Genomic DNA, 10264 nt, shown 5'->3' with positions numbered 1-10264 from the left:
TCACGGTCACCGAAGCCACCGGAACGGCCGCCACGGTCGTCACGGTTGAAGCCGCCGGAACGGCCACCGCGGTCGTCACGGTCACGACCGAAGCCGCCACCACGGTTGTCACGGTCACCGAAGCCACCGGAACGGCCGCCACGGTCGTCACGGTTGAAGCCGCCGGAACGGCCACCGCGGTCGTCACGGTCACGACCGAAGCCACCGCCACGGTTGTCACGGTCACCGAAGCCACCGGAACGGCCACCGCGGTCGTCACGGTCACGGCCGAAGCCGCCGGAACGGCCGCCGCGGTCGTCACGGTCACGCCCGAACGCCGGACGCTCGTTGCGCGCCTCGCGGTACGCCGGGGTGCGCTCCTCGGCCACCGGGGCGGCGGTCTCGACGACGGTCTCCGAAGCCTCGCCGGACTCGGCCTCGGCGGCCGGCTCCTCGTCCTCGATGCCCAGCTCGGCCCGCTCGCGCGCCGCACGGGCGGCGAGGCGGTCGGCCTCCTCGCGCAGCTCGGTGGTGCGGCGCTGCGCGCGCTCCAGCTGGCGGGTCATGTCGGCGAGCTCGCGCTCGGCGGCACCGGCGATGTTGGCGGCGCTCTCGGCCTGGACCTCGGTCAGCGAACGGGCGCCGGTGATCTTGGCGACCTCCGCGTCGAAGGCGTGGTCGAGGATGTGGCGCGAGGCGTCCACGCCCGCGTCCTCCATCAGGCGGAAGACGCCGCGGCGCTGGTGCGGCAGCACCAGGGTGACGACGGCACCGGAGCGGCCGGCCCGCGCGGTGCGGCCGGAGCGGTGCAGGTAGTCCTTGTGGTCGCCGGCCGGGTCCACGTTGAGGACCAGGTCGATGCCGTCGACGTGGATGCCGCGGGCGGCGACGTCGGTGGCGACGACGACGTTGGTGTAGCCGTCCTTGAAGTCGCCGAGGACGCGGGTGCGGGCGCCCTGGGTCATGCCGCCGTGCAGCGCGTCGGCCTTCACGCCGGCCTCGATGAGCTGCTCGGCGACACGGTCGGCGCCCATCTGGGTGCGGACGAAGATGATCGTGCGGCCCTTGCGGGCGGCGATCGCGTTGGTGATCGGCGCCTTGTCCTTGGGCTTCACCACGAGGATGTGGTGGGTCATGGTGGTGACCGCGCCGGCCGACGGGTCGACCTCGTGGGTGACCGGGTTCTTCAGGTAGCGCTTGACCAGGGTGTCGATCTCGTTCTCCAGGGTGGCGGAGAACAGCAGGCGCTGGCCGCCGCTCGGCACCTGGTCGAGGATCTCGGTGACCTCGGGCAGGAAGCCCATGTCGGCCATCTGGTCGGCCTCGTCGAGCACGACGGTCCGGACGTCGGCCAGCTTGGCGCTGCCACGGTTCAGCAGGTCGCGCAGACGGCCGGGGGTGGCGACCAGGACGTCGACACCGCGCTCCAGCGCGTAGATCTGGTTCGACATCGAGGTGCCGCCGCAGACGACCTTGAGCTTGAGGCCGAGCACCGAGCCGAACGGCTCCAGGGCGTCGGCGACCTGCATGGCCAGCTCGCGGGTCGGGACGAGGATCAGGCCGCGCGGGTGCTTGGGCTTGGTGCGCTCGCCGTCGGCGAGGCGGGTCAGCAGCGGCAGGCCGAAGCTCAGGGTCTTGCCGGAGCCGGTGCGGCCACGGCCCAGCACGTCCTTGCCGGCCAGGGCGTCCGGGATGGTCGCGGCCTGGATCGGGAACGGGGTGGTGACACCGCGCTTGGCGAGGGCACGCACGACGTCGTCGTGCAGGCCCAGGTCGCCGAAGGTGATGGTGGGCTCGGCGGCCGCCTCCTCGGTGGCCTCCTCGGCCTCGGCGATCACCTCGTCCGCGGTGGTGTCGATGGTGTCGTCGGAGTCGGTGACATCGGCGGCGGCCTCGTTCGCGGGCATGGCGAAGCGGGCGTCGTCAACGAGAGACATGCAAAACCTTCCGGAAGTGGCACGCGCCAAAGTCCGGGGTTCTGTTTCACAACCGCCTCTATGCGGTCAGCCACGGATCGCCGGAACGCGCCAAGGGCGCCAGATGGGAATAGGGCGCCAGTCAAATGGATCAAACGAACGATCTACCACCATAGACGAGCCTGGGGATCGGAGGCAAATGCCCTGCTCAATCCGCTAATGCCCGGCCGCGCGCGGGCTCGGTGCCGAGGAACCGGAGCTGCCGGAGGACGGGTCCGGGGCCGGCGGGACGGTCGCGGCGGGCGAGCTGTGCTCCGGCGCGGGCGTGCCGGACGGGCGGCTGCTCGGGGTGGTCGTGGGCCCCCCGGCCGAGCCACCGCCGGACCGTCCCTCCCCGGCGCCGCCCGCCCCGCCGGTACCGCCGGAGCCCGCCGCGCCGCCGGATCCGCCCGCTCCACCGCCCGGGTGCGGAACGGGACTTGTGTTCGTACCGCCCGCCGAACCACCGCCCGGACCACCGTCGGGAGCGCCCGCCCCCGGCACCGGGACCACCCCGGCCACCACGCCGTTCGCCCCCGGGGCCGCCTCGCCGGGCGCCGTCGACGAGGCCCCGTTCGACCCGCCGTCGCCCTGGAGGCCCCCCGACCGCTCGGGGTGCCCCGAGGCCCCGCCCGGGTGCCCCGAGCCCGGCGAGGCCGAGGGCCCGCCCGTCGCCCCCGGCCGGACCGCCGGCCCGGCCTGCCCGACCGGCGCCACGCCGTGCTTCTCCTCCGCCGCCGGACCCACCGACATGCACCCGGTCAGCCCGAGCCCGGCCACCGTCAGCAGCGCCGCCGCCCGCACCGCGCGCGAGCGCGGGACCGCCGCCACCCGCCCCGGAGCCGGACGCGCCGCGGCCAGCCGCACCCGCACCGCCCGTACCGCCCGCACCGTCCGCGCCGCCCGCACCGAAGCCACTGAGGTCCCTCTCTACCGCCCCACCCGGGCCGCCCACTCGCGCGCGGCCGCTTTCGGTGCCCAACGCGCGCCCGGCCCGGCGGGACACGGGCAGCGCGCAAGCTCGCCCGGCGGGGCCGGCGCTCCGGCGCCCGCCCCGGGGCCGTCCAGGGCCGTCCCGGGGCCGCTCAGGGCCGCTCAAGGCCCGTCCGCCGCCCCTCGGCGCCTCTCCGGCGCCCCTCCGGCGTCCGCGCTCAGCCCCAGAGCGCCGAGGCCAGCTCCGCGCCCCCGTAGACCGCGGCCAGCCCGGCCAGCACGCTGCCGGCCACGTTGGCCAGCGCGTACCGCCCGGCGCCGGTCTCGGTCAGCCGCAGGGTCTCGTACGAGAAGGTCGAATAGGTGGTCAGCGCCCCGCAGAGCCCCGTCCCCAGCAGCAGCTGGACCTTCGCGGAGGCCGCGCCCGCCGCCACCGCGCCGGTCACCAGCCCGAGGACCAGGCAGCCGACCACGTTCACCGTGAACGTCCCCCACGGGAACACCGAGTCGTGCCGGGACTGCACCGCCCGGTCGGTCAGGTACCGCAGCGGCGCGCCGACCACCGCGCCCGCCACCACCAGCAGCCAGTTCACTCCGCCGCCTCCCCCGGGCCCGCTTCCCGGCCCGGCCCACGGCCCGAACCCTCCTCCGCCCCGCGCCCCGCGTAGGTGACCACCTCGCAGCGGTCCAGCAGCACCAGCCCCTCCGCCACCATCCCGTCCAGCTGCGGCAGGAACGCCCGCACCCGCTCCTCCTCGTCCACGATCACCACCGCCACCGGCAGGTCCTCGCTCAGCGACAGCAGCCGCGTGGTGTGCACCAGCGACGAGGCCCCGAACCCCTCGATGCCCCGGAACACGCTCGCCCCGGCCAGCCCGGCCTCCCGGGCCCGGTGCACGATCTCGCTGTACAGCGGTCGGTGGTGCCAGCGGTCGCTCTCCCCGATCAGCACGGTCAGCCGCAGCGCCGGCCCGCTCAGTCGGCTCATCGCACACCCCCGACCCGCTCCGCGGCGCCCCGTCCGGCCCCGCGCCGGACGACCCGGTGGATCAGACGCCGGGTCAGCCCGGCCGCCGCCCACACCGCGAGCAGCGCGCCCACCAGGGTCAGCCCCAGGTACGCCAGGGCGGGCCCGGTCCGGCCGCCCTCCAGCAGCCGGCGGATGTCCACCGCGTACGTCGAGAAGGTGGTGAACCCGCCCAGCACGCCGGTGCCGAAGAACGGCCGCACCAGCGGATGCGCCTGGCGCCCCTCGGTGATCACCACCAGGAACACCCCGATCACCGCGCAGCCGACCACGTTGACCAGCAACGTCGTCCAGGGGAAGGCCGTCGGGCCGGTCTGCCAGCCGAGCCCGGCCGCGTACCGCGCGGACGCGCCGATCGCCCCGCCCGCCGCGACCACCGCCACCGCCCGCCCCTGCCCGCGCAGCACCGGCGGCCGGCCGGGCCGGCGGGCCCGCGCCACGGTGCCGCCCGCGGTGCCGCCCGCGGCGTCGTCCACGGCGCCCTCCGAGGTCGTCATAGCCCCATCAAACACCGGGCTCCGCCACCTGGCACACCGTCATCCGACACCGGACAATGATCCGGTGGAGATGACCCGGGAAGAGTTCGAGACGCTGGTCGGCGACGCCCTCGACCAGATCCCCCCGCACCTCGCGGCCATGATGGACAACGTCGCGGTCTTCGTCGAGGACGAGCCCGACCCGAGCGACCCGGAGCTCCTCGGGCTCTACGAGGGCACCCCGCTCACCGAGCGCGGCGAGTGGTACGCGGGCGTCCTGCCCGACCGCATCCTGATCTACCGCGGCCCCACCCTGCGCCACTGCGATACCCGCGAGCAGGTGGTCGAGGAGGTCCGCACCACCGTCATCCACGAGGTCGCCCACCACTTCGGTTTCGACGACCACGAACTCGACGAACTCGGCTGGTCCTGACCCCCGGCCACCGGCCCCACCCACCCCGCACCCCCACCCGGGCGAAACCCGTTTTGGCGATCCGCCCTGCATCCCATATGCTTCTCGACGTCCCCGAACGCTGGAAACAGCGGGACAGGCCGCAAGCCCTCATCGTCTAGTGGCCCAGGACGCCGCCCTTTCAAGGCGGTAGCACGGGTTCGAATCCCGTTGGGGGCACGCAGTACCGTAGTAAAGTGCAGTGCGCAAGACCGCAAGACCCTGAGTGGTTCGCCACTTCTAGGTCCCGTGGAGCAGTTGGTTAGCTCGCCACCCTGTCAAGGTGGAGGTCGCGGGTTCAAGTCCCGTCGGGATCGCTCGTCTCGCAAGAGACGGTGCAGTACGGCCAGGTAGCTCAGTTGGTACGAGCGTCCGCCTGAAAAGCGGAAGGTCGCCGGTTCGACCCCGGCCCTGGCCACAACCGCCTGAAAAGGCAGAACAGCCCCGGAGAGATCACTCTCCGGGGCCGTTTTCATGTCCCGTGCGCCAACCGGTACGCCAACGGCTCAGGAGAGCCGACCACCGAGCGGGTACCGGCTCCGCCGGGGGTTGTCCGGTTCGGTTGCGGCGCATCGGGGTCAGGAGCGGGAGAGCCTCAGCATGGCCACGTGGTAGGCCCAGGCGTGGGTGGCAACCTTCCTGTCGACACCGAAATGCCGCCCGGTCGCACGGTCCAGCACGTGGTGGTACTCCTCCAGGAAGGCCCAGGACACCTTGGCGAAGTCCTCGTCGGACCACCTGTAGAGGTGCCGGAGCTCGAACTCCACAGCGGCCAGGAAAGCCATCTCACTGCGGTCCACGGGCTCGACCCGGCCACCGCCGGCCTCCACCCAGCGCTTCACCTCCTCGGGCGCCCGCTGCCACTTACTGCCCGAGTCGCGCAGTTCGGCATAGTCGACCCAGGCCCAGAAGGCCTCGGCGTCGGCGATGTCCGGCGCCTGCCGGTGGTGCTCCACGCAGAGCAGGGCGAAGTTCCGGACGTCCATCGAGCCGCCCAGGGAAGCGGGAACCACGTGCGCCCGCTCGACTGGTGAGCCCCAGCAGATCAGGCACTCCTCGGCGATCCCGAGGTACTCCATGATCGACTGCTTGGACGGGTAGGTCCTGCGACTGCTCTCCTCGGTCTCCCGGGTGCGCAGCGGCAGGGAGTCGATGTCGTACCAGAACGACTTCTCCTCCCCTTCCGGGTAACCCACGAGCAGTTGCTCCGGGACCGCATCGTTCTGCCGACGCGGGTTCTTCGCCACGTACAGCGGGGTGTGGAGTTCGGTCAGGTAGGGGAGCACCTTTTCGGGCAGGAAGTCCTTGAGCATCTCCCAGGCGTCGTGGTCGTAGCCGCCCTCGCTGTTCCGATGGCCCTGCACGTCGAAGAACAGCATCCGGGGCGCCCCCGGTGTGGTCTGCTGCGCCTTGTGGAGGACCTCGAATATGCGCGGCGCGCAGCGTTCGAAGTTCTCGTACACAGCCATGTCGTGGTACACCACCACCGGTTTGACCTTGGGCGGAGTCTTCTGCCCGGCCTTCCTGCGAACCCTGCTCTTCGGCAACGCCGTGCTCCCTCCCCGCCGATGCTCACAGGTTCGCACGGCGCACCGACACCGTTTCTTGACGACAGCCAACGAAGCTGCCGCTGTTCCGGGGTGAGCGGATGTCAGCGCAGGAGGCCGGCGACGGCCCCGGGCGGGCGACCTCAACGATCACGGAGACGGCACCGAGGGCGATGCCGGCAGCGGACCGGACCCGGCCCCGGCCACAACGGCCTGTGAAGGCAGAGAAGGCCCCGGCGAGATCGGGCGGTTTCCAGGGGTCGTTCCGCCGCCGCGCCGGCGGACTACACGAAGACCTCGATCTCGCACCTGGCCGCGCCGCTGCGCCGGATGCGGGCGTCACTGGTGACCAGCGGCACACCGAGGGTCTCGGCGAGTGCCACGTACTGGGCGTCATAGGCGCTGATGTTGTGGTTGAGCTCCCGAACCCGCTGCCAGAGGATCAGCGTCTCGTGCTTGGTGACGGCGAGCGAGCGGTAGTCGGCGATCGCCTTCTCCGCCTCCTTCCCGGTGAGCTTCCCTCCCCGAACCATTCCGAACAGGGCCGAGACGATCTCGTAGTCGAGCAGACCCGGGGCCGCGAGCGCGTCCAGTTCGCGGAGCCGGGCGCGTACGGCGTGGCCGACCGGGCTGTGGTCGGTGAGCACTCGGACCAGGGCCGAACAGTCCACGACGACGGTGGATGTCACCGGCGCTCCCGGCCCTCGTCGATGGCCGAGAGGATGTCGGCCGTGCTGACCTCGGTTCGGGTCTCCCGGTCGAGCCTGGTCATCATCTCGGCGAGCGACGGGGTGGCCGCCTCCCGGGTGACGAGGTCGAGCAGGTAGGCCTGGAGGCTCTTTCCGGCCTGCGCGGCCTTCAGCTTGAGGGTGTCCAGGATCGGGTCCGGGACCTCGCGAATGGTGATGGCTGTCATGCCTGCATTTTAGCTGCATCAGCTGCACAATGCTGGCGATCCCTCGGGGCGACCATCCGGTTCCCCCTGGAGGGGGAGGGGGACCCGTCCGGGGGACGATCCGGCGGGCGGGGGCGGCGCGGGACCGTGGACGGCATGGAGACGACACGGGACACGGGCTGGAACCGGGTGGTGCGGGGAGCCGGGTACGCGGCGGCGGGGTGGGCCGTGGCCTTCGCGCTGGTGCATCTGTACTGGCTGGCGGACGGACGGCTGGGGCTGCCGGACGGGCGGTCGGTGTGGAGCAGCACGCCGCTGCTGGTGATCGACGTGATCGCGATCCCGTTGTGCGCGGTGGCCGCCGCGGTGGCGCTGGCGCCGCTGCGGCGGTGGGGCGCACGGGTGCCGGTCCGGCTGCTGGGCACGGCACTGTGGGGCACCACCGCGCTGCTGGTGCTGCACGCCGCGCCGTCCGTGCCGGACTGGATCGCGCTGGCCGCCGGCACCCGCTCGGGTGCCGAGCTGGACGCGCTCGCCCGGTTCGCGACCTTCGGCTACGAGCCGTTCTTCCTGGCCGGCGGCCTGCTGTTCGCCGCCGCCTCGCTCGGTCACCGGGTGCCCGGCCGGTCGGCCGTGGTGAGTCGGTCGGCGGCTCGGTCAACGGCTCGGTCAGCCGGGCGGTGAGCCGGTCAGCCGGTCAGCCGGTCAGCCGGTCAGCCGGGCGGTGAGCCAGTCGGCGGTGGCGGGGAGCCAGTCCGGCAGGGCGGTGCCGAGCAGGTGGTTGCCGTGCGGCACGAGCAGCAGTTCGGCGTCCGGGGCGCGCTCGGCGAGGGCGGTGGCGGCGGTGACGCCCGGGATGCGGTCCTCGCCGCCCTCGACCACCAGCAGCGGGACGGTGATCGCCGGCGCGAGGGCGGTCAGGTCGATCCGCTCGACGAAGGCGCGGGCCGCCCGGTACCCGCCGCAGCGCTGCGCCAGGGTCGCGGTGACGAACGGGACCAGGCCCTCCCAGTCCAGCCGGTACGGGCCGCTGACCATGGCGGCGGCGCGCAGCCGCGGCTCGTGGGCGGCGGCCACGGCCGCGTAGTGGCCGCCCAGGCTGAGGCCGATCACGGCGGTCCGGTCCGGGTCCAGCCCCGTACGGCCGGCCAGCGCGTCGAGGGCGCGGCCGACCACCCGGTGGTACTCCGGCTCCGGCGCGCTGCCGGCGGCCAGCACGCCCTGTCCGGGCCCGTCGACGGCGAGCACCGCGACACCCCGGGCGAGCAGGGCGTCGGCGACCGCGTGGAACTCCTCCTTGCCCGAGTCCATCCCCGGCACCACCAGGACCACCGGGGCCCGGCCGCCGCTCCCGTCGGCCTCCCCGCCGGCCGCCGGGCGGCGCAGCCAGCCCGCGAAGCCCTCGCCCTCGACCCGCTCCGCCCCCGGGTCGAGCAGGGCCAGCGCCCGCCGCATCGCCTCGTCGGCCTCCGCGGCGGCCCGGGCCGCGGCCGCCCGGTCGGGGTGCGGGAGCAGCCCGGCGAAGTGGTACCAGCGGGCGGCGCTCCGGTACCGCTCGCCGGCGGTGACGGTGCGGCCCTCGGCGGCGGCCCGCTCCGCCGCCCCGGCGTGCCGGTGGCCGGCCGCCCGGCAGGCGGCCGGCCAGTCGCGCGGGGAGGTCAGCGGGGCGGTCACCCGGGCGTACTCGTACGGGTCCAGGCCGGCGCCGTGGGCGCGCGGCCGGTTCTCCTCGACGAAGGCGGGCAGCAGGCCGGGGGTGTCGAGGAAGGAGAGGTCGGGCACGGCGGGGGTTCCCTTCGAAGTCGTTCGCGTCGTTCGCGTCGTTCGCGTCGTTCGCGTCATTCGCATTCGGAGCAGGCGTCGGGCTGGCGTCGGGCAGGCGTCGGGCAGGCCTCAGGCGAGGGTCAGGACGGCTTTGCCGCGGATCCGGCGCTCGCGCAGGTCGGTGAGCACGGCGGCGGTCTCCGCCCAGGGCGCGACCCGGCCGAGCTCCGGGGTCAGCCGCCCCTCCCGGGTGAGGCGCACCAGGGTGGCCAGGTCGGCGCCGTCCGGGACGTCCGAGTCCGCGTAGTGGAAGTGCCGGACGACCGCCGACTCCGGGCCCGCGAAGAAGTCGAAGAAGTCGAGCGTGACGGGCGTCCGGGAGGCCTGGCCGAACCAGATCAGGGTGCCGCGCCGGGCCAGCCGGGCCAGCGCGAGCGGCAGCGCGGCGCCGCCGGTGGACTCCAGCACCAGGTCGTACGGACCGCGCGCCTCGCCCGGCTCGTGGACCACCTCGGCCGCTCCCAGCTCTACCAGCCGCCGGCCGCGCTCCGGGGAGGCGGTGACCGCGGTCAGCTCGGCCCCGGCCGCGGCGGCCAGCTCGGTGACGTAGTGCCCGACGCCCCCGGAGGCCCCGGTGAGCAGCACCCGCCGTCCGGCCAGCGGCCCCGCCGCCCGGAGCAGCCGCAGCGCGGTGAGGCCGGCCAGCGGCAGCGCGGCGGCCCGTACGGTGTCCAGGCCGTCGGGCAGTTCGGCGAGGGAGGAGGTCGGGACGCACACGTACTCGGCCCACCCGGCGGCGGGCGGATGCCCGACCACCCGGCGGCAGACGGCCGGGCCCGACCCGTCGGCGGCGGCCTGCACCACCAGCCCGGCCACGTCCTTCCCCGGCCGCCACCCGGGCCGGGGCGCCTCCAGCTGGAAGGTCTCGCCCCGGTTCACCGAGAACGCCTCCACCTTCACCAGCGCCTCCCCGGGCCCCGGCCGCGGCTGTTCCACCTCCGCGAACCGCACCGGCTCCGCCGCCCGCCCCGTCGCCACCAGCGCCTTCATCCCCACTCCTCCGTCGGTAACCCCCTCACCCCACCGCGCGCCGCCCCGGCCGGTCCAACAACCGCGGGACGACGGCGACAACCACCGGTTGTCCGGCCAGGAGCGGCGGGCCGCGGGGCGGCACCACGCGGCACGGCGGAGCGAAGCGCCCAGCCGCGCGGTGGCGGCGACCCACCCGACCGCGCCG

Annotated in this window: 11 protein-coding genes and 3 tRNA genes; 5 read left to right on the top strand and 9 right to left on the bottom strand. The window is 74.2% G+C overall.

Translation table 11 applies throughout. The annotated features are described in order from the left end of the window. From ACFWJ4_RS22170 to crcB (ACFWJ4_RS22155), 4 genes are all read right to left on the bottom strand, one after another. The coding region (locus tag ACFWJ4_RS22170; RefSeq protein ID WP_380546290.1) for a DEAD/DEAH box helicase at positions 1–1916 on the bottom strand (1916 nt) is incomplete at its 3' end. 1169 nt (positions 1917–3085) lie between these two features. After that, positions 3086–3460: a fluoride efflux transporter CrcB gene (crcB, locus tag ACFWJ4_RS22165; protein WP_380546288.1), complete on the bottom strand. Its 375-nt coding sequence runs from the start codon at positions 3458–3460 to the stop codon at positions 3086–3088. After that, entirely contained in the window at positions 3457–3855 is a 399-nt protein-coding gene (locus tag ACFWJ4_RS22160; RefSeq protein ID WP_380546286.1) for a DUF190 domain-containing protein, read from the bottom strand. Before ACFWJ4_RS22160 ends, crcB (ACFWJ4_RS22165) begins: the two co-directional genes overlap by 4 nt. Beyond that, positions 3852–4391, bottom strand: coding sequence for a fluoride efflux transporter CrcB (gene crcB / locus ACFWJ4_RS22155; RefSeq protein WP_380546284.1), 540 nt, complete (start codon positions 4389–4391; stop codon positions 3852–3854). The genes ACFWJ4_RS22160 and crcB (ACFWJ4_RS22155) overlap by 4 nt, the downstream gene beginning before the upstream one ends. A gap of 70 nt (positions 4392–4461) precedes the next feature. Between crcB (ACFWJ4_RS22155) and ACFWJ4_RS22150 the strand changes: the two genes are divergently transcribed. The 4 genes from ACFWJ4_RS22150 (at position 4462) to ACFWJ4_RS22135 (ending at position 5239) form a co-directional block, all read left to right on the top strand. Further along, entirely contained in the window at positions 4462–4803 is a 342-nt protein-coding gene (locus ACFWJ4_RS22150; protein ID WP_380546282.1) for a metallopeptidase family protein, read from the top strand. A 125-nt stretch (positions 4804–4928) separates the two neighbouring features. Further along, positions 4929–5001: transfer RNA gene (locus ACFWJ4_RS22145), tRNA-Glu, on the top strand. A gap of 63 nt (positions 5002–5064) precedes the next feature. Continuing rightward, positions 5065–5138 (top strand) — tRNA-Asp (locus tag ACFWJ4_RS22140). A gap of 27 nt (positions 5139–5165) precedes the next feature. After that, a tRNA-Phe gene (locus ACFWJ4_RS22135) sits at positions 5166–5239 on the top strand. Positions 5240–5399: 160 nt separating this feature from the next. On the opposite strand, the gene ACFWJ4_RS22130 is transcribed toward ACFWJ4_RS22135, so the two are convergent. The 3 genes from ACFWJ4_RS22130 to ACFWJ4_RS22120 all read right to left on the bottom strand — a co-directional run bounded on the left by ACFWJ4_RS22130 (position 5400) and on the right by ACFWJ4_RS22120 (position 7284). Then, complete coding sequence (locus tag ACFWJ4_RS22130) at positions 5400–6368, bottom strand: HNH endonuclease signature motif containing protein (protein WP_359897959.1); 969 nt, start codon at positions 6366–6368, stop codon at positions 5400–5402. A 284-nt stretch (positions 6369–6652) separates the two neighbouring features. Further along, positions 6653–7057, bottom strand: coding sequence for a type II toxin-antitoxin system VapC family toxin (locus ACFWJ4_RS22125; protein ID WP_359897960.1), 405 nt, complete (start codon positions 7055–7057; stop codon positions 6653–6655). Next, positions 7054–7284, bottom strand: coding sequence for an antitoxin (locus tag ACFWJ4_RS22120; protein WP_380546280.1), 231 nt, complete (start codon positions 7282–7284; stop codon positions 7054–7056). Before ACFWJ4_RS22120 ends, ACFWJ4_RS22125 begins: the two co-directional genes overlap by 4 nt. A 135-nt stretch (positions 7285–7419) precedes the next feature. On the opposite strand from ACFWJ4_RS22120, the gene ACFWJ4_RS22115 reads away from it, so the two are divergent. Further along, positions 7420–7947 (top strand): DUF3995 domain-containing protein, encoded by a 528-nt coding sequence (locus ACFWJ4_RS22115; protein ID WP_380546278.1) that lies wholly within the window; start codon positions 7420–7422, stop codon positions 7945–7947. 21 nt (positions 7948–7968) lie between these two features. Here the strand turns inward: ACFWJ4_RS22115 and ACFWJ4_RS22110 are convergent, their stop codons facing one another. Beyond that, a complete protein-coding gene (locus ACFWJ4_RS22110) occupies positions 7969–9045 on the bottom strand; it encodes an alpha/beta hydrolase family protein (RefSeq protein ID WP_380546276.1) in 1077 nt (358 codons plus the stop codon). Positions 9046–9156: 111 nt separating this feature from the next. After that, entirely contained in the window at positions 9157–10077 is a 921-nt protein-coding gene (locus ACFWJ4_RS22105; RefSeq protein WP_380546274.1) for a zinc-binding dehydrogenase, read from the bottom strand. Between the last annotated feature and the right edge of the window lie 187 nt (positions 10078–10264).

The organism is Kitasatospora sp. NPDC127067 (genome assembly GCF_042724755.1).
GTDB classification, from domain to species: domain Bacteria; phylum Actinomycetota; class Actinomycetes; order Streptomycetales; family Streptomycetaceae; genus Kitasatospora; species Kitasatospora lactacystinica.
Note: the sequence above shows the minus strand (reverse complement) of the source record. Positions and strands in the feature narration are given on the sequence as shown.